Source organism: Pseudogemmobacter lacusdianii, assembly GCF_030848395.1.
Lineage (GTDB): Bacteria > Pseudomonadota > Alphaproteobacteria > Rhodobacterales > Rhodobacteraceae > Pseudogemmobacter > Pseudogemmobacter lacusdianii.
The window spans coordinates 1-16,455 of record NZ_JAVDBT010000012.1 but is presented as its reverse complement, the minus strand read 5'-3'; the positions used below and the strand labels follow the sequence as shown (position 1 = coordinate 16,455).

Sequence of the window (16,455 nt, the reverse complement as noted above, 5' to 3'; positions counted from 1 at the left end):
TTTCTCTCTTACTTTGTTGGGATGGGCACCGGCGTCAGCGCGATTGAACGCTCATAAAGTGAACTTTGCATTGACGCGTTGAGGCTGCGATCCATGCTGGAAACGGAATGCACTTCGCCGGGGTGGCGTTGTCCCTGAGCATCGCTCCAGACCAGTTGAATGATGGTCGAATTGCGCTGGGCAGCGGCGATGTGCAGCTCGGCGGTCAGGGTGGGCTCGGCAGGAGACGCGGCATTTGTCGATTGGGGCGCGAAGACCCACTGGGGATAGCGTTGCCGCAAATGTTGCAAAAATGCGGTGCAGACAGGCGTATAGGCTTCGGGCGCAAGCTGTTGAGACGCAGAGCAACGGTAGGCGATCACTGGTGCGCCGGCTTGCGCGGTGCCTTGCCAAGGCGTCACCAGCGGCAAAGCAACTGTCATTACGAGGACCAGACGCCTGAGCTTCAGGCGCCTGGCACCCCGAAAAGAGCAAACCTGCAACTCGTTACCTCCAGCTGGAACAGAGGGTGTGAGGCCCTTAGGAAAGGGTGATACATACTAAAGATAATATCAAGCCCTAAAGTATGAATTGCTTAATGCTGCGTGTATTCCATGCTTCGGCTTTCCCTTGCAAGCCGGAGGCTGGCAGCGGACAAACGGTATAAGTAGGGCGACGAGGGCAGGGCGGTATGACGACAGTTTTGGTAACGGGCGGCGCCGGTTACATCGGCAGTCACGCCTGTAAGGCCTTGGCCCGAGCCGGTTTTACGCCGGTTGCCTTTGATAACCTGTCGACCGGCTGGGCCGAAGCTGTGCGGTTTGGTCCGTTGGAACGTGGCGATCTGCTGGACCGGGCTGCGATTGATGCTGCAATGGAAAAGCACCGGCCGGTGGCGGTGATGCATTTCGCGGCTTTGTCCTTGGTCGGAGAATCGATGCAAGATCCCGGCCGCTATTGGCGGGTCAATTTGGGCGGCGCGCTGAACTTGATCGAATCGGCCGTGGCGCATGGCGTGAAAAATGTCGTCTTCTCCTCAACCTGTGCCACCTATGGCGATCAAGATGGTGTGGTGCTGGATGAGGACACACCGCAGCGACCCATCAACGCCTATGGCGGCTCAAAACGCGCGATCGAAGAGGTGTTGGGCGATTTTGGCGCTTCGCATGGGCTGCGCCGGGTGATTTTTCGCTATTTCAACGTGGCGGGCGCCGATCCCGAGGGGGAGCTGGGCGAGCAGCACCAACCCGAGACGCATTTGATCCCGCTGATGCTGGAGGCGGTGGCGGGCAAACGCCCTGCGTTGACGGTTTTTGGCGAGGATTACCCCACTCGCGACGGCACCTGTCTGCGCGACTATGTGCATGTGACGGACCTTGCGCAGGCGCATGTCTTGGGGCTGCGCTGGCTTTTGGAGGGCAAGGAGGATCGGGTGTTCTGCCTTGGCTCGGGCACGGGGTTCACGGTGAAAGAGGTGATTGCCGCCTCGCGCGCGGTGACCAATCGAGAGGTGCCGGTGGTGATGGGCGCGCGGCGCGCTGGCGATGCGGCGGCACTGGTCTCGGGTTCTCGCCGCGCGGTTGAGGAGCTGGGCTGGGAGCCGCAGCATTCCTCCTTGCGCCAGATGATCGGCGATGCTTGGGCTTGGGCGCAAAAGCCCGGTTATCAGCGATAAGCGGCTAGAAATCCCAGTCGCGTGCGGGCTTCGCAGTGGTTTGGGCCGGGTTGAGGCGCAGCCATGCGCCGCGGAAGGGCAGGCGGCGCTCGGCGCCCCAGTCGCCAGTGACGGTGAGCTCGTCGCCCTCAAGCCGCACCGCCGCCACCGCCTGACCCGAAGGCCAGTGGATCGCGCCGATTACATGGCGCAGGTCAACCGTGCCTGCCGGTTCAAGCTGCAGAAGGCCGGGCTGGCCAGCGGCGGCCAAAGGATCGGGCGTCTCTTGGCTCGAAAGCCCCAGATTGGGCAGTGCCGCGCCCTCTTCGACACCAAGGCAGCCGTGATGGCGGCCGTTCCAGGGCGCATAATCGCGGCCGCCGTTGGAATGCCAAAGCATGGTCATCGGCAGGGCCATCGGGTTTTTCAGCGATAAGAAAAGATCGCCCTCAGCCGGGCGCACCACCGCCGTCCAACCCAAGGCCGAGCTTGGCTCTTCCACTGCTGCGACGAAATCCTCATGCGCCGCGCCCCAAGGGTAGCTGTGAAGGTTGACCGGGCCGTCTTTGCCGGGAAATTCGGTCGGGTCTTCGTGGCGCTTGGGATAGGCCAACGCCGAGCGACCGCGCGCAGGATCGGGTTCCAATGGTGCGCAAAGGGTTTCAAACCAGCGCTTGCGCGAGAAGGAAAGCTTGGCGCCTTGTGGCACTGAGACCATCGCGTGATTGGCGACCGGTAGGCTGCCAGAACCGCCGATGAAGAGGTGGCGCTGATAAAGGAAGGGATGATCGTCGCTGACCGAAAGCTCCTTGATCACCGAGGCGCCCATGATCTGGCCTTGCAGCAATGCGCGCAGCTGGCCTGATTGCGTGGGCAGGACCTGCCAAGGGCCATTGGCCGCCAAACCATGCAGACCATCCGGGCCAGCACCCATCGGAGCGGCTAGAAAATCCCCGCGCAGCCAAGCCTGATGCGGCGGAGCATCCGTCGGAACATCTTTCTCGGCCCAAGGGGCGGCATGCAAAGGTGCGATGATCTGGCCTTGATCCGTGACTTCAAGCGGGTGGATGACCCCGCCTTGCGCGGAGAATTGCAGGGTGATGCCGCTTGCGGCCAAGGTGATCGACATAGCGCCTCCGCCCGCCACAATATGGCGGTTCGGAGTGAAACTGGCACGGGCAGGCGGGCCGGGGCAAGCACCGAGCGACAGGACTTGCCCGCAACCATTGGCAAGAGAGGCGGGGCCCGCTTAGGCTAGGTCCAGATTGTTAAGGAGAGATTGATGGCAGGCCGGTTGCAGGACAAAATTTGTGTGGTGACGGCGGCGGGGCAGGGCATCGGTCGGGCCTCGGCTTTGGCGATGCAGGCCGAGGGCGCGCAGGTGATCGCCACCGATATCAACTCTCGCACTTTGGGGGAACTGGCCGAACAGGGCATCGAGACCCGACATCTGAATGTGCGCGACAGCGTTGCGGTGCAGCGCCTTGCCGCCGAACTGCCGCGAACGGACGTGCTTTTCAACTGCGCAGGCTTTGTTGCCAATGGTTCGATTCTGGACTGTTCGGACGAGGATTGGGCCTTTTCGATGGACGTCAACGTCAGCTCGATGTTCCGAATGTGCAAAGCCTTCCTTCCGGGGATGATCGCCAAAGGTGGCGGGTCCATCGTCAATATGGCCTCGGCCGTAAGCTCGATCATCGCCGCGCCGGACCGCTTCGTTTACGGTGTGACCAAAGCCGGGGTGATCGGCCTCACCAAGGCGATTGCGGCGGATTTTGCCACCCAAGGGATCCGCTGCAATGCGATTTGCCCCGGCACGGTGGACAGCCCAAGCCTTGAAGAGCGGCTGCGCGCCACGGGTGATTACGACAAAGCGCGTGCGGCTTTCATCGCGCGCCAGCCGATGGGGCGCCTCGCCCTGCCAGAGGAGATTGCGCATCTGGTGGTCTATCTTGCTTCGGATGAATCGGCGTTCACCACCGGCCATGCGCATGTGATTGATGGCGGCTGGACCAATGTCTGACCTTAGGTCAGGCTGCGTGAAGAACCACTAAGGAAACAATGCGATGCGGGTTGGAATCATTGGCGGCACCGGCTGGTTGGGCGGCGCCTTGGGGCGCAGCTTGGTTGATAAAAAACTGGCTGAGGTGATTTTGCTGAACCGCCGCGGACCGCAAGATTACGGTGGTCGCGCGGTGGTGTGGGCCAACGATCTTGCCGATCTCGTGGCGCAATCGGATGTGATTGTCGTCTCGGTCCGGCCCGAGGATTGGGCGGGGTTGCAACTGCAAGCGCCGGGAAAACTAGTGATTTCCTTCATGGCCGGTGTTGGACTTTCCACCTTGGCGCAATGCGGCGGGCGTGTCCTGCGCGCGATGCCCAATGCCTCGGCTGAGATCGGGGCGAGTTATTCGCCTTGGGTGGCAGGGGCTGGGGTCACTGCCGAAGATCGCGCCGCCGCGGCGCGGGTTCTGGGCGCGATTGGCAGCCAAGAAGAGCTGCCCGAGGAGGCTCAGCTGGAGGTGATGACGGCGCTTTCGGGCTCGGGTCCCGCCTATCCTGCCCTTTTGGCACAAGCGATGCTGGCCTTCTTGGCCGAGCGTGGCGTGGCGCCGGATGTGGCGGCGCGCGCGGTTGAGGCAACGGTCTGCGCCTCGGCCCGGCTGTTGGAGGGCAAGGTGGCGGAGGCTCCGGCCTTGGTGCAGACCTTCATCGATTATCGCGGCACGACCTGCGCCGGGCTTGAGACGGCCGAGGCGAAGGGCTTCTCTGCGGCTGTTGCGGCGGCGCTGTCGGCGGCCACTGATAAGGCCTTGGCGATGCGGCAAGCGAATGCGCAAGCCGCAGGTTAAGGCGGGCTAAAGCGCTTTCCTACCGGCATGGGGGAACCCTTGGGTGGGCTGAGCTGTTGCCTAAAGCCCGGGACAGGTTCGGCTTGGCAGAGGGGGGAAACGTGGCGAGGCGGGCCGATCAGATCCTTTTCCCAACGGACTCCGGGTTATACTGCCCGGATGGCGATTTCTATATCGACCCGCTTACCCCGGTGCCGCGCGCTTTGGTCACGCATGGACACTCGGACCACGCCCGTCCCGGTCATGGCGCGGTGCTCGCCACCCGCCAGACGCTGGAGATCATGGCGATCCGCTATGGCGAGGATTTTACCGCGCAAAAGCAGGTGGCCGAAGGGCCTTTGCGCTTGGGCAAGGTTACCGTCAGCTTCCATCCAGCGGGCCATATCCTTGGCTCTGCACAGATCCTGATCACGCCGGATGACGGGCCACGCATCCTCAACTCCGGCGATTATTGCCGCACGCCCAACCCGGTTTGCCTGCCTTGGGAGCCGGTCGATTGCGATGTTTTCATCACCGAGGCGACCTTTGGCCTGCCAGTCTTCCGCCATCCCGACCCTTTGGCCGAGGCGCGGCGGCTTCTGGCCAGCATGGCGGAATTTCCCGAGCGGCCGCATCTGGTGGGGGTCTATGCCCTTGGAAAGGCGCAGCGGCTGATCGCGCTGGTGCGGCAGGCGGGGCATCAAGAACCCATCGCTCTGCACGGCGCTTTGCAGCGGCTTTGCGACTATCACATTGCGCAAGGCATTGATCTTGGCCCGCTTGTTCCCGCCACCGATGCCAAGGGCGCGCAGCTGGTGCTTGCCCCGCCCTCGGCCTTTGCGAGCCCTTGGGTGCAGCGCTTTCGCGATCCGGTGCTCAGCTATGCCTCGGGGTGGATGACGGTGCGCGCCCGCGCGCGTCAGCGCGGCGTGGAGCTGCCTTTGGTGATCAGCGATCATGTTGATTGGCCGCAGCTGACCGCCACAATCCGCGAGCTCAGCCCTCAGGAGGTTTGGATCACGCATGGTGCCGAGGATGGGCTGATGCGCTGGTGCGCGATGGAGGGGGTGCCCGCGCGGCCCCTGCGGCTGGTTGGTTATGGGGATGAGCCGGAATGAAAGCCTTTGCCAACCTCTTGGAGCGGCTGGCTTTTACCGCAGGGCGCAATGCCAAGCTGACGATCCTGGCGCATTACTTCCGCGATACACCCGACCCAGATCGAGGCTGGGCGCTGGCGGCTTTGACCGGCACGCTGGAACTGCGTCAGGTCTCACCCTCGCTGTTGCGGCGGCTGACGGGTGAGCGGGTGGACGCCGAGCTTTTGGCGCTCTCCTACGATTTCGTCGGCGATCTGGCCGAGACGATTGCGTTGATCTGGCCCGAGCCTGAGGGCGCGTTGGCCGATGTGCCTTTGCGTGAGGCGGTGGCTTTGCTGCAAAGCACCGGCAAACTGGCGCTGCCGGGGGCGATTGCGACGGTGCTCGACCAGATGCATCCGCCCGAGCGGTTGGCCTTCCTGAAGCTTGCCACCGGCAATCTGCGCGTTGGCGTCTCGGCCCGTCTGGCGCGGGTCGCACTGGCCGCTTTGGGCAGCCGCCCGGTCGAGGAGATCGAAGAGATCTGGCACGGGCTGGTGCCGCCGTTCCAGCCGCTTTTCGACTGGCTTTCAGGCGGCGCGCGGCCCGAGGCGGCAGCCTTGGCACCCTTCCGACCGGTGATGCTGTCGACGCCAGTGACGCCCGAGGATCTGCAAGCGCTGACGCCCGAAGATTACTTTGCCGAGTGGAAATGGGACGGCATCCGGGTGCAAGCCGTGGCCGAGGGCGGCGAGCGGCGGCTTTACTCGCGCACGGGCGAGGATATCGGCAGGGCCTTCCCCGACCTTTTGGACGCGCTTGATTTCGAGGGCTCTTTGGACGGCGAGCTTTTGGTGCGGCGCGGCGATCAAGTGGCCAGTTTCGCAGATCTGCAAAAGCGGCTCGGGCGGAAGGTCATTTCCAAAGCCATGCTGCAAAGCCATCCGGCGGCGCTGCGGGCCTACGACGTGCTGACGTGGCAAGGCGAGGATCTGCGCAGTCTGCCGCTTTCAGATCGGCGCGCGCGGCTTGAGGATTTGCCACTGCGATCGCCGAGGATCGATGTCTCGCCGCTCTTAAGGTTCACCACTTGGGAGGAGCTGGCGGCATTGCGCGCCGCGCCTCCTTCTGCGGTGATCGAAGGGGTGATGCTGAAGCGGCGCGATTCGCCCTATCTGGCGGGGCGGCTGCGCGGGCCTTGGTTTAAGTGGAAGCGCGACCCGATGCTGGTCGATGCGGTGCTGCTTTATGCGCAAAGTGGCCATGGCAAAAGATCGGGCTTTTACAGTGACTTCACCTTTGGTGTCTGGGACGGGGCAGACCTTGTGCCGGTGGGCAAAGCCTATTTCGGCTTCACCGACCAAGAGCTGCAAGAGCTTGACCGTTTTGTGCGCAAGAACACCGTGCAGCGCTTTGGCCCGGTGCGGCAGTTGGCGCCGCTTTTGGTGGTCGAGGTGGCGTTTGAAGGGCTGAACCGGTCCAGCCGGCACCGCTCGGGCGTGGCGATGCGGTTTCCGCGCATCTCGCGCATTCGCTGGGACAAACCTGCCGCAGAGGCGGACCAGTTGCAGAGCTTGATAGCGATGTTGCCCCCGGCAGAAGTCGAGGGCTGATCGATTCGGTGTAACGGAGCGGCGTTAACGCAAAGCCTCGGACCCGTTCACACCGGTCACGGCCAAAGCCGTCAGCTTGGCATTGGCGGCCTTTTCTTCGTCCAGGATCAAGGTCAGGAGCTTATGCGCCTCATCATAGCCAAGGATCTTCGCCCATTCGCGCAAAGTGCCATAGCGGGCAATCTCGTAATGCTCGACGGCTTGGGCCGCCGCGATCAGGGTGACATCCAAGGCGTGGCCTTCGGCCTCTTCAATCAGCCCGTCAGTTTCTTTCAACAGCCCCGCCATGGCGTCGCACTTCTCGCCGCTCGCCTTCAGTTTGACCGAAGCGAAGACCTTTTCCAGCGTGGCGACATGGCCCTTGGTTTCTTCAAGATGTGCCTCAACCGCCAGTTTCAACTCGCCATTATTGACCGAGCGAGCGACTTTGGGCAGCGCTTTGACCAAGGCTTTCTCAGCCCAGTAAATGTCTTGCAGCGTGTGTTCGAAGGCGTCTTTGAGCGTTTTCATCAGCGGCATCCTTTTGGGGCCAAGCGAATTGCGACGAATCTGAGCGGCGCAAACGCGGGGCACAGAGCATCAAGAGCCAAACGCTGGGGCGGAACGCGGGGTTCCGGGATGGGCGAGGGGGCCACAAGCGGATCGGCTTAAAGTCGCCGGTGATCGGGGGAATACGGTGCGCCTGCGCAGCTTGCGTGGCGAGCATGTCATGCCAAGCAAAGCGGCTTAGAGGGAAGAGACGGTGCTCAAACGCGAACTGACCGCCGAAAGGCGGCACCACTTAACTGTTTTATTATCAGGGAGTTAAGTGGTGCCCAGACACGGATTCGAACCGCGGACACGCGGATCTTCAATCCGCTGCTCTACCAACTGAGCTATCTGGGCACGCTTGGTGTGGGCGTAATAGCCAAGGCGTTCGGGGGTGTCCAGAGGAAAAAAGCACTATTTCACAAGCTAGTGCGGCTTCTTTCCTTCGGGCCTTATTTCTAAGGGCAAAGCGTCCGAAGAAATATCATCCTCGCCCGCCGCATCGTCCGGAACGCGGTAGCTTTCGTTCAGCCAACGGCCCAAATCGATGTCGGCGCAGCGGCGCGAGCAGAAGGGACGGTAGGCATGTACCGTCTCTTTGCCGCAAATCGGGCAGCCCGCGCTCATAGAAGATCCCGCAAGGCGAGACGGTCGCGGCGGCGGGTCAGCTCGAACAGACCCAGCGTGGTCCAGCCGGCCAGATTCGTCTCACCATCGCCTTTGAAAGCGGCTTTCATCACCTGATCAAGGATGTGACGCTCGCGCTTGGGCATCGGGGCGAAATCGATCACGACTTGGCCGCCAAGGCCGCGCAGGCGCAGCTGGCGCGGCAATTCGCGCGCGGCGGCAACGTTCACCTTCAGCGCGGCGGCGGGCGAAGTGTCGCTGCCGGTGTTCACATCCACCGCGACCAAGGCGCGGGTTGGCTCGATCATCATATGACCTTCGCCAAGATCGACGCGGGTGGCGAGGAGCGATTCGATTTCATCCGTGACGGCATGATCTTCGAAGCTGCCCTCTTCGGCGACCTCATCGGGGGCCGGGTCGAGCCAGTCGCGCCAAGCCAGATCATGCGCCGAAGGGCCGTCGAGCAACAGCTCAGGCCCACCGTCGAGATCTTTGAGGATCGCCTCGGCAAGACCCCGCATCGCGGCGATATCTTCGGCTACGGCCTCGGGTTCCGCCTCTTCGCAGGCCGAGCGCAGAATGAGGCCCATCATCTCATCTGCGCCTGCCATGCCCTCTTCGGCCAAAGCCTGCAGCTCATCGCGCAACGCCTCATCGCGGATGCGGCGGCTGATGTTCAGGCCCGGTGCGCCGGGGGTGATGATGGCAAAGCGCGATTTGAACAAAAGTCGCGTGGTGACGGGGGTGGCTTTGCCGGGCTCGGTCGGGCCCGAGACTTGCACCAGCACCCGGCCACCGGGGGCAATGCCGCCGGTTTGGCGCAAAAAGCCGCGCCCGAAGGGGAGTTTGACGAACATGCCGCCAAGGCCCTTCATCGGGCGGTCGGCAATGGCGCGGTAGATCGCGCCGGGGATCGCCTCATCACCTTCGGGGTCGATGGTCAGTTCTTCCAGACGCCCGTCGACCAACAAGGCCGCCGCAGGGCGACCGTCGATCTGGTCAAGGCACAGCACGCGGCCCTTCATGCGCTTCTCCACAATGGCCAGCCTGCGGCCTGCAATAGGGTTGAGGTTTCGGCCAAAGGCAGGCCCATAATGCCGGAATAAGAGCCTTGGATCCAAGGCAGGAAGGCCCCGGCAAGGCCTTGGATGCCGTATGCGCCGGCTTTGCCTTGCCATTCGCCAGATTGCAGATAGGCGTTCAGCTCATCATCGGAGAGGCGCTTCATCTTCACCACCGAGACGCTTTCGCGCGCCCAGATGCGATCGCCGCGCCGCAAAGCGACGGCAGTAATCACCTCATGGCGACGGCCGCCGAGCAGTGTGAGGAAAGCGGCAGCCTCGCCAGCATCGGCGGGTTTGCCAAGGATGCGGCGGCCAAGCGCCACAGTGGTATCGGCGCAAAGCACCAGATCTTCAGGATCCGCAGGCACGGCGAGTGCCTTTTCGCGGGCCAGACGCGCCGCATAGGGGCGGGGCAACTCGCCCTTGCGGGGATCCTCATCTATATCGGGGGGCAAGATCGCATCGGGAGTGATCCCGATTTGCGCCAGCAATTCCTTGCGGCGCGGCGATGCGGAGCCCAGAATAAGCCGCAAGACGGCTTACTTGAAACGGTAGTTGATGCGGCCCTTCGACAGGTCGTAGGGGGTCATTTCCACCTGCACCTTGTCGCCTGCCAGAACCCGGATGCGGTTCTTGCGCATCTTGCCGGCCATCGTTGCAATCAACTCATGGCCATTGTCGAGTTCGACCTTGAATGTCGCATTGGGCAGAAGTTCCTTAACGACACCGGGGAATTCGAGAATGTCTTCCTTGGCCATGGTCACTCCAATAGGGGTAGGGCCCGCGGGAGCCGCAGGCGTTTCTTGCCGCGCATATGCGCCCGAAACCTTGAAGTTTCAAGGGCAAATTGACTTTGTGGGACGGGGAAGGGGGCTCTGCGCCCTCGGCCTGACGACTTACTCTCGGGATATTTTGGTTCTGAAAGAGGGGTTAAGGCCTCTTTCAGAACTTAAATATCCCCGCCGGAGGCATCCGGAGTCGGGGCAAAGGGGAGGGTTTAGAGTTCGCGGATCCAGAACTGCAAAGGCTTGGCGCTTTCGGCGGCAGCGTTGGTGTCTTTCCAGCTGAATTCGGCAAAAACACCGTCGAGAGGCGTATAGCCGCGGCCGCGCCAGAAGGCGTCATTGGTGCGGAAATGTGCGGGCCGCATCGGGTGATTGTCGGGGCGCATCACCGAGCAAAAGGCAACATGGCTGCGGCCGAGGGCGCGGGCATGTTCTTCGCGCAGATCGAAGAAGCGGTGGCCAAGGCCTTGGCCACGGAAAGCGGGCAAAAGCACCGATTCCGCGCCGTAAAGAATGGTCTCGACCGGCAGACCAATGGCTTTTAAAGGCTCGGCAAAAGCCTCGGCATGGTCTTCCATCGGGGTCGAGGTCGAAGCGCCGATCAATTGATCGCCGTGGAAAGCGCCCACCAGCAAAGCGCCGGGGCTGTCGCGATAGGTTTGCAGATAGGCCCGCTCGTAATCGAGCGAGCCATCGTAGAGATAGGGCCAATCGCGAAAGACTGCGATGCGCAGGGCGGCAACGCCGTCCAGCGCCTGTTCCAAATCCGCCCCGGTCAGGGCACGAACAGTGACCTCGTCCATCATTTGGAGACCTGCGCCACCCAGTCGTTCAGGTTGTAGAAGGTGGTGATGCGGGCGATTTTGTCGCCACGGATGTCGAAGAAGCCGCCTGCGGGCAGGATGTAGCGCTGGCCTTTTGCCTCGGGCAGGCCGGGATCGGTCTTGAGATATTCGCCATGCACAACAAATTCGGCAGCGGCACGGTCGCCCGCATCATTGGCGAAAAACACCATATCTTTCAGGGTTTCGCGGTAGCTGACGCCCATATGCGAGCAGAATTCGGTGAAGAGTTCTTTGCCCAGACGATGCGCGCCTTCATTCACCCGATGCTCGATGTCATCGGTGATGCAGGCCAGCATGCCCGCCGTATCACCGGCGTTGAAGGCTTCGTAATAGCGTTGGATCAGGGCGAGGGTTTCGGCGCGGGCCATGGGCATATCCTTTGTCTTGCGCGGTCAGACTAGAGGCGCTGTTGCGCAAGGCCAAGCACGGAGGGGACGCAAACTTGGCCGATTGCGACCTTTCGTGCCGCAACGGCGCCGGTTGATGGCGCGGCGCGGGTAAGGGGGCTAGTCCTTGGCGGGCAGATCTTCGGTCGGTGGGCCGAAGCGGTCGATCATCCGGGTGCGGATCTGCTCGCGCGCTTGGCGATAGGCGGCAAGCTTGCCGTCACGGGTCTCGCCAAGGCCGGTTGGGTCGAGGATCGGCCAATATTCCACCTCAAGATGGTGGTAGCGGGTCAGCTCTAGCGCCATGCGTTGGCTGGCAGGAGAGAGTGCCACGATCAGGTCAAATTGCCCCAGATCATCGCCCCATTGCTGCATTTCCTCAAATGAGCGGCTGCGGTGGCGGCTGAGTTCGACCCCGATCTCTTGGCAGACGGCGATGGAAAAGCCGTCAATCTCCATGTCATTCTTGACCCCCGCCGATTGCACATAGGCGCGCTGGCCATAGAGCAACTTCATCAGCCCCTCCGCCATTGGCGAGCGCACAGCGTTATGATCGCAGCAGAAAAGGACAGACTGGGGGAAAGCGCCCAAGATCACCCCCAGTGCAGGACGCAGATAAGGGTGAAAAGGCGGCGGGCGGTGTCTTGGTCAACCTCGGCCTTGCCGGAAAGGCGCTCTTGCAGGATCGAAGCGCCTTCATTGTGGATGCCGCGCCGGGCCATATCGATCGCTTCGATCTGGCTGGGGGGCAAGCGCTTCACCGCCTCAAAATAGCTTTCGCAGATCTGGAAATAGTCCTTCACCACTTGGCGGAAAGGGCCAAGCGAAAGGTGGAATTCGCCCGCAGGGGTCTCGGCTTCGGTGGTGATGCCAAAGACCAACCGGCCCTCGCGGATCGCCAGATGCAGCCGGTAGGGGCCGGCGGGGATCTCGCGGCCCTCACGGGGCGGCAGGCCGAAGCGGTTCTCTTCCAAGAGATCGAAAATGGCGACGCGGCGTTCCTGCTCGATTTCCGGCGTCGGGCGCGCAAGGCCCTTTTCATCGATCTCGATATGGCAAAGGCGGTTGGTCATCACTGTTCCCTTAACACTGCACCTTTGATGCCCGAGCCGCTGGCCGCGCACAAGAGCACTGCGCGGCCTTGCTCAGCCGTTGAGACGGGCCAGCCGCGCCGTGACGCTGAGGCCGTGGGCATGCAGGCCTTCCGATGCCGCCAAAGCCTCGGCAGCGGGGCCAATGGCTTTCAGCGCTTCCGGGGTCATGCGCGAGATCGTGGTGCGCTTCATGAAATCCAGCACGTTGAGGCCCGAGGAGAAGCGGGCCGAGCGGGCGGTGGGCAGGACGTGGTTCGGCCCGCCGACATAATCGCCGATCGCCTCGGGCGTGAATGCGCCAAGGAAGATCGCGCCGGCATGGAGGCATTTGGCGGCGGTCGCTTCGGGATCGGGGGTCAGGATCTCAAGATGTTCAGGCGCGATGCGGTTCGAAAGCGCTGCGGCCTCGTCCAGATCGCGGACGGTGATGATGGCGCCATTCTCGGCCCAGCTTTGGCCCGCGATATCGCGGCGGGGCAGGGTGGTGAGGTGGCGTTTGATGGCTTCCTCGACCGCTTGGCCGAAGGCGGCATCGGGGGTGATCAGGATGCTTTGCGCGGAAATATCGTGCTCGGCCTGCGACAGCAGATCCAAGGCGACCCAATCGGGATCTTGATCACCGGTTGCGATGACAAGGACTTCTGAAGGGCCTGCAATCATGTCGATGCCGACGCGACCAAAGACCCGCCGCTTGGCGGCGGCGACGAAGGCATTGCCGGGGCCGGTGATTTTATCAACCGGCGCAATGGTTTCGGTGCCGTAAGCCAGGGCTGCAACGGCTTGGGCACCGCCGATGCGGTAGACTGTATCGACGCCAGCCAGTTGGGCTGCGAGCAAAACCAAGGGGTTCACCGCACCGTCGGGCGTGGGGCAGCAGATCACCAAACGTTCGACACCGGCGACTTTCGCCGGGATCGCGTTCATCAGCACCGAGGAGGGGTAAGAGGCGGTGCCGCCGGGGACGTAAAGCCCGGCCGCCGAAACGGCGGTCCAGCGCCAACCCAAAGTGGCACCAGCGGCATCCGTCCAGCTGGCGTCCTCGGGGCGCTGCCTTTCGTGATAAGCGCGGATGCGTTCGGCCGCGAGTTTAAGGGCTTCGCGATCGGTGGGAGAAACTTTGGCCACCTCAGCCGCCATTTCGGACGGGCTGAAGGCGAGGGTGTCAGCGGTCAACGTCAGCCGGTCAAAGCGCGCGGTCAGCTCAAGCACCGCCGCATCGCCGCGGGCGCGCACATCGGCGATGATACCGGCGACGATGGCATCCACATCCTCGGCCTCTTCGCGCTTCATGCCCAGAAGGGCGGTGAAGGCGGCCTCAAAATCCGGCTGCGTGCTGTCAAGGAAATGCGGCATCTTCGGTCCTCCGGCAAACCCGTGGCTGCGGGATAGGGGAGCGGGGGCGAAGTGTCAATTTGCGGGGCTGGCGGCTTTCGGGGAGGGCGGCGGCTCGGGCGCTTCGTCCCCTGCGGCCCTGCGTTGCGCGCAAGGCCTTCCGTCCGGGAATATTTAAGCTCTGAAAGGGGGGTTAGAGCCCGTGATCGGGTTGGCGGCCCGAGGGGGCGAGATAGGGGCGGGTCACATCATCCAGCCGCAGCTCCAGCGCTTCCAGCTGCAAGGCCAGCGCGCCGTCACCCGCGAAGGTGAGGGTAAGCCGACCGCTGCCTTCCTCTTGTGGCTCCCATGTCAGCGAAAGGATCGAGAGCACTTCGTCCTTTTGCCCCGGCGCGATGCCCATGACTTGCGCCGAGAGCACGTCTTCGACGGTAAGCACGCTGCGCACGCGCTCAAAGGGGCGCGAATCGCGGGCGGCTTCCTCACGGTCCTCCCAGCGGAAGCGGTTGAGGAGCGCCACAAAGCGGCGGCGGCGGCGGTCATAGGTGACATCCGCCCCGGTCAGCACAGCATCTTGCAAAAGGGCCGAGAGCACCGGCAGATCGCCAGCCTCTTGCGCCAAAAGCCGCAAGGGCGCCTCACCGCCGTCTTTGAACTTTGCGTCTGCCATCTGCGAACCGCCCCTTTATTGCGCCTTATTCAGAACGGATCCGTTCGATTTTGGCTCCGCAAGCCGAGAGCTTTTCTTCGACCCGCTCATAGCCGCGATCAAGATGGTAGACCCGGCTCACCACAGTTTCGCCCTCGGCCGCCAGTGCGGCAAGGATAAGGCTGACAGAGGCGCGCAGATCGGTCGCCATGACCCGCGCGCCGCGCAGTTTCTCAACCCCGGTGACGGTGGCATGACCGCCTTGCACTTCGATCTTCGCGCCCATCCGCATCAACTCGGGCGCATGCATGAAGCGATTCTCGAAGATCTTTTCTTCCAAGACAGATGTGCCATCGGCCGTGCAAAGTAGCGCCATCATCTGCGCCTGCAGATCGGTCGGGAAGCCGGGGAAGGGTTCGGTCACCACATCGACAGCTTTCACGCGGTCATTCCGGCGGGTGACTTTCAAGCCGCGCTCGGTTTCCGTGACGGAGATCCCCGCTGCATCCAGCTTTTCGCAAAACGCGCCGACGAGGTTGATCCGCCCGCCGAGGCATTCAATCTCACCGCCTGTAATGGCGGGGACCAGCATATAGGTGCCAAGCTCGATCCGGTCGGTGACGACGGGGTGAGTCGCGCCGTTGAGGCGATCAACGCCTTGGATGGTGATGGTGGAGGTGCCTTCGCCCTCGATCTCAGCGCCCATGCGGCGCAGGCAGTGGATAAGATCGACAATCTCCGGCTCGCGCGCGGCGTTTTTCAGTACCGAAGTGCCTTTGGCCAAAGTGGCGGCCATGACGAAGTTTTCCGTCGCCCCGACCGAGGCAAAGCGCATCTCATGCACCGCCCCTTTGAGCCCGCCTTGCGTTTTCGCATGCAGGTTGCCATCGCGCAGCTCAATCTCGGCCCCAAGGGCGGTGAGCGCGTCGATATGGATGTCCATCGGGCGCGCGCCGATCGCGCAACCGCCCGGCAGCGAGACGACAGCATGGCCAAGCCGCGCCAAAAGCGGCCCCAGCACGAGGTTCGAGGCACGCATTTTGCGCACGATGTCATAATCGGCGACCGGGTTCAGCAGGCCATGCGAGGACATGGTGATGACCTTGCCGTCTTGCAGGGCTGAGACCTCAACGCCGAGGCTTTCGAGAAGTTGTGTCATCGTGCGGATGTCGGACAGCCGCGGCGCATTGGTCAGAGTCAGCGGCTCTTCCGAGAGCAAAGTGGCTGGCATCAGCGCCAAACAGGCGTTTTTCGCCCCTGCGATCGGGATCACCCCGTTAAGCGGCCCGTTGCCCTTGACCAGAATCGAATCCATGCCTGCCTCACTCGTTCTTGTTGTTTTGGTCGCGGGCCATATCGCCGCGCGCCTTCGCTTGCGCCTTGCGGCGCGCCATATTTGCCTTGAGCGCCGCCTTCAGCCGGTCGTCCTTGGTCAGCGGAGCCGGCTTTTTCAGAGGTTTTCCGGTGGAGGGCGGCTGGTCTGGATCGCGCATAGAGGGCTGAATATCGCAGCGGGGGCGGGCGGTCCAGTGGAGCGAATAAAAAGCGGCAAAAAGGGGTTGCGGTCCCCGAAAGCTTCGTCTAGATCGGCCCCATCGAAGGCGCTGCAGTAGCTCAGTGGTAGAGCACTCCCTTGGTAAGGGAGAGGTCGAGAGTTCAATCCTCTCTTGCAGCACCATTTATCCCCTTGATCTCAAATATTCCTCTTGATTCTAAGGGTCTAGTGCCTTTTCTGGTGCCAGAATGGGGTATTGAAAATTGGCGGCGAAGCGGCGTCATTGGAAAGAAAAAGACGGTCGTTACTGGGCTCGGCTTGCTATACCTGCGCATCTCCGATCACACTTCGGTAACAAGACCCAACTGACTGAAGCACTCGGCGGTGATTTGAAGGTTGCGGACCGAAATCACTCTGCTGCGGTTGCGAGGTTGTGACCTGCCCCCCGGAAGATCCCTCGCTGTGATGTAGAGTCTGCCCAACCAGAGAAGGAGCAG

General features: G+C 62.5%; 21 protein-coding genes and 2 tRNA genes. 7 read left to right on the top strand and 16 right to left on the bottom strand.

The genetic code is table 11. The features are described from left to right. Positions 1-8: 8 nt before the first annotated feature. On the bottom strand, positions 9-422 hold the full coding sequence (locus Q9295_RS12800) for a hypothetical protein (protein WP_306680953.1): 414 nt from the start codon (positions 420-422) through the stop codon (positions 9-11). Positions 423-670: 248 nt separating this feature from the next. Here Q9295_RS12800 and galE point away from each other — a divergent pair, with 248 nt between their 5' ends. Further along, on the top strand, positions 671-1,654 hold the full coding sequence (gene galE, locus Q9295_RS12795; protein ID WP_306680952.1) for a UDP-glucose 4-epimerase GalE: 984 nt from the start codon (positions 671-673) through the stop codon (positions 1,652-1,654). A 4-nt stretch (positions 1,655-1,658) separates the two neighbouring features. Here galE and Q9295_RS12790 read toward each other — a convergent pair whose 3' ends face one another. Next, a complete protein-coding gene (locus tag Q9295_RS12790) occupies positions 1,659-2,762 on the bottom strand; it encodes a hypothetical protein (protein ID WP_306680951.1) in 1,104 nt (367 codons plus the stop codon). Positions 2,763-2,915: 153 nt separating this feature from the next. Between Q9295_RS12790 and Q9295_RS12785 the strand changes: the two genes are divergently transcribed. The 4 genes from Q9295_RS12785 (at position 2,916) to Q9295_RS12770 (ending at position 7,153) form a co-directional block, all read left to right on the top strand. Continuing rightward, positions 2,916-3,656, top strand: coding sequence for an SDR family oxidoreductase (locus Q9295_RS12785; protein WP_306680950.1), 741 nt, complete (start codon positions 2,916-2,918; stop codon positions 3,654-3,656). Positions 3,657-3,699: 43 nt separating this feature from the next. Next, positions 3,700-4,485 (top strand): pyrroline-5-carboxylate reductase family protein, encoded by a 786-nt coding sequence (locus Q9295_RS12780; protein WP_306680949.1) that lies wholly within the window; start codon positions 3,700-3,702, stop codon positions 4,483-4,485. A 101-nt stretch (positions 4,486-4,586) separates the two neighbouring features. Next, positions 4,587-5,582: a ligase-associated DNA damage response exonuclease gene (locus tag Q9295_RS12775; protein ID WP_306680948.1), complete on the top strand. Its 996-nt coding sequence runs from the start codon at positions 4,587-4,589 to the stop codon at positions 5,580-5,582. Then, positions 5,579-7,153, top strand: coding sequence for a cisplatin damage response ATP-dependent DNA ligase (locus tag Q9295_RS12770; protein WP_306680946.1), 1,575 nt, complete (start codon positions 5,579-5,581; stop codon positions 7,151-7,153). The genes Q9295_RS12775 and Q9295_RS12770 overlap by 4 nt, the downstream gene beginning before the upstream one ends. Before the next feature lie 24 nt (positions 7,154-7,177). On the opposite strand, the gene Q9295_RS12765 is transcribed toward Q9295_RS12770, so the two are convergent. The 14 genes from Q9295_RS12765 to Q9295_RS12700 form a co-directional block, all read right to left on the bottom strand. Then, positions 7,178-7,663 (bottom strand): YciE/YciF ferroxidase family protein, encoded by a 486-nt coding sequence (locus Q9295_RS12765; protein WP_306680945.1) that lies wholly within the window; start codon positions 7,661-7,663, stop codon positions 7,178-7,180. A 299-nt stretch (positions 7,664-7,962) separates the two neighbouring features. Next, positions 7,963-8,038: transfer RNA gene (locus Q9295_RS12760), tRNA-Phe, on the bottom strand. 69 nt (positions 8,039-8,107) lie between these two features. Continuing rightward, positions 8,108-8,308, bottom strand: a complete 201-nt coding sequence (locus tag Q9295_RS12755) for a DNA gyrase inhibitor YacG (RefSeq protein WP_306680944.1) — start codon at positions 8,306-8,308, stop codon at positions 8,108-8,110. Then, positions 8,305-9,333: a ribonuclease E/G gene (locus Q9295_RS12750; RefSeq protein WP_306680943.1), complete on the bottom strand. Its 1,029-nt coding sequence runs from the start codon at positions 9,331-9,333 to the stop codon at positions 8,305-8,307. The genes Q9295_RS12755 and Q9295_RS12750 overlap by 4 nt, the downstream gene beginning before the upstream one ends. Beyond that, on the bottom strand, positions 9,330-9,905 hold the full coding sequence (locus Q9295_RS12745) for a Maf family protein (RefSeq protein WP_306680942.1): 576 nt from the start codon (positions 9,903-9,905) through the stop codon (positions 9,330-9,332). Before Q9295_RS12745 ends, Q9295_RS12750 begins: the two co-directional genes overlap by 4 nt. 6 nt (positions 9,906-9,911) lie before the next feature. Further along, positions 9,912-10,130, bottom strand: a complete 219-nt coding sequence (gene infA / locus Q9295_RS12740) for a translation initiation factor IF-1 (RefSeq protein ID WP_045389309.1) — start codon at positions 10,128-10,130, stop codon at positions 9,912-9,914. A 239-nt stretch (positions 10,131-10,369) separates the two neighbouring features. Then, a complete protein-coding gene (locus tag Q9295_RS12735) occupies positions 10,370-10,960 on the bottom strand; it encodes a GNAT family N-acetyltransferase (protein WP_306680941.1) in 591 nt (196 codons plus the stop codon). Next, on the bottom strand, positions 10,960-11,370 hold the full coding sequence (locus Q9295_RS12730) for a ketosteroid isomerase-related protein (protein WP_306680940.1): 411 nt from the start codon (positions 11,368-11,370) through the stop codon (positions 10,960-10,962). The genes Q9295_RS12735 and Q9295_RS12730 overlap by 1 nt, the downstream gene beginning before the upstream one ends. 138 nt (positions 11,371-11,508) lie before the next feature. Next, complete coding sequence (locus Q9295_RS12725; RefSeq protein ID WP_306680939.1) at positions 11,509-11,919, bottom strand: arsenate-mycothiol transferase ArsC; 411 nt, start codon at positions 11,917-11,919, stop codon at positions 11,509-11,511. A 62-nt stretch (positions 11,920-11,981) separates the two neighbouring features. Next, a complete protein-coding gene (locus Q9295_RS12720; RefSeq protein ID WP_306680938.1) occupies positions 11,982-12,461 on the bottom strand; it encodes a UPF0262 family protein in 480 nt (159 codons plus the stop codon). A 72-nt stretch (positions 12,462-12,533) separates the two neighbouring features. Continuing rightward, positions 12,534-13,835: a histidinol dehydrogenase gene (gene hisD / locus Q9295_RS12715; protein WP_306680936.1), complete on the bottom strand. Its 1,302-nt coding sequence runs from the start codon at positions 13,833-13,835 to the stop codon at positions 12,534-12,536. Between the two features lie 172 nt (positions 13,836-14,007). Then, positions 14,008-14,484, bottom strand: coding sequence for a DUF2948 family protein (locus tag Q9295_RS12710; RefSeq protein ID WP_306680935.1), 477 nt, complete (start codon positions 14,482-14,484; stop codon positions 14,008-14,010). 25 nt (positions 14,485-14,509) lie between these two features. Further along, positions 14,510-15,778: a UDP-N-acetylglucosamine 1-carboxyvinyltransferase gene (murA, locus tag Q9295_RS12705; protein WP_306680934.1), complete on the bottom strand. Its 1,269-nt coding sequence runs from the start codon at positions 15,776-15,778 to the stop codon at positions 14,510-14,512. 7 nt (positions 15,779-15,785) lie between these two features. Then, positions 15,786-15,956, bottom strand: a complete 171-nt coding sequence (locus tag Q9295_RS12700; RefSeq protein WP_306680933.1) for a hypothetical protein — start codon at positions 15,954-15,956, stop codon at positions 15,786-15,788. Positions 15,957-16,066: 110 nt separating this feature from the next. Between Q9295_RS12700 and Q9295_RS12695 the strand changes: the two genes are divergently transcribed. Both Q9295_RS12695 and Q9295_RS18005 read left to right on the top strand, forming a co-directional pair. Further along, positions 16,067-16,141, top strand: a tRNA-Thr gene (locus Q9295_RS12695). A gap of 80 nt (positions 16,142-16,221) precedes the next feature. Further along, a complete protein-coding gene (locus Q9295_RS18005) occupies positions 16,222-16,395 on the top strand; it encodes a DUF6538 domain-containing protein (RefSeq protein ID WP_373457463.1) in 174 nt (57 codons plus the stop codon). Positions 16,396-16,455 lie beyond the last annotated feature (60 nt).

What these genes read in the sequence shown, in the direction of transcription:
- Q9295_RS12800 (WP_306680953.1), bottom strand. Translation starts at nt 422, where the DNA reads ATGACAGTTGCTTTGCCGCTGGTGACGCCTTGGCAAGGCACCGCGCAA.
- galE (WP_306680952.1), top strand. Translation starts at nt 671, where the DNA reads ATGACGACAGTTTTGGTAACGGGCGGCGCCGGTTACATCGGCAGTCAC.
- Q9295_RS12790 (WP_306680951.1), bottom strand. Translation starts at nt 2,762, where the DNA reads ATGTCGATCACCTTGGCCGCAAGCGGCATCACCCTGCAATTCTCCGCG.
- Q9295_RS12785 (WP_306680950.1), top strand. Translation starts at nt 2,916, where the DNA reads ATGGCAGGCCGGTTGCAGGACAAAATTTGTGTGGTGACGGCGGCGGGG.
- Q9295_RS12780 (WP_306680949.1), top strand. Translation starts at nt 3,700, where the DNA reads ATGCGGGTTGGAATCATTGGCGGCACCGGCTGGTTGGGCGGCGCCTTG.
- Q9295_RS12770 (WP_306680946.1), top strand. Translation starts at nt 5,579, where the DNA reads ATGAAAGCCTTTGCCAACCTCTTGGAGCGGCTGGCTTTTACCGCAGGG.
- Q9295_RS12765 (WP_306680945.1), bottom strand. Translation starts at nt 7,663, where the DNA reads ATGAAAACGCTCAAAGACGCCTTCGAACACACGCTGCAAGACATTTAC.
- Q9295_RS12755 (WP_306680944.1), bottom strand. Translation starts at nt 8,308, where the DNA reads ATGAGCGCGGGCTGCCCGATTTGCGGCAAAGAGACGGTACATGCCTAC.
- Q9295_RS12750 (WP_306680943.1), bottom strand. Translation starts at nt 9,333, where the DNA reads ATGAAGGGCCGCGTGCTGTGCCTTGACCAGATCGACGGTCGCCCTGCG.
- infA (WP_045389309.1), bottom strand. Translation starts at nt 10,130, where the DNA reads ATGGCCAAGGAAGACATTCTCGAATTCCCCGGTGTCGTTAAGGAACTT.
- Q9295_RS12735 (WP_306680941.1), bottom strand. Translation starts at nt 10,960, where the DNA reads ATGGACGAGGTCACTGTTCGTGCCCTGACCGGGGCGGATTTGGAACAG.
- Q9295_RS12730 (WP_306680940.1), bottom strand. Translation starts at nt 11,370, where the DNA reads ATGGCCCGCGCCGAAACCCTCGCCCTGATCCAACGCTATTACGAAGCC.
- Q9295_RS12725 (WP_306680939.1), bottom strand. Translation starts at nt 11,919, where the DNA reads ATGGCGGAGGGGCTGATGAAGTTGCTCTATGGCCAGCGCGCCTATGTG.
- Q9295_RS12720 (WP_306680938.1), bottom strand. Translation starts at nt 12,461, where the DNA reads ATGACCAACCGCCTTTGCCATATCGAGATCGATGAAAAGGGCCTTGCG.
- hisD (WP_306680936.1), bottom strand. Translation starts at nt 13,835, where the DNA reads ATGCCGCATTTCCTTGACAGCACGCAGCCGGATTTTGAGGCCGCCTTC.
- Q9295_RS12710 (WP_306680935.1), bottom strand. Translation starts at nt 14,484, where the DNA reads ATGGCAGACGCAAAGTTCAAAGACGGCGGTGAGGCGCCCTTGCGGCTT.
- murA (WP_306680934.1), bottom strand. Translation starts at nt 15,778, where the DNA reads ATGGATTCGATTCTGGTCAAGGGCAACGGGCCGCTTAACGGGGTGATC.
- Q9295_RS12700 (WP_306680933.1), bottom strand. Translation starts at nt 15,956, where the DNA reads ATGCGCGATCCAGACCAGCCGCCCTCCACCGGAAAACCTCTGAAAAAG.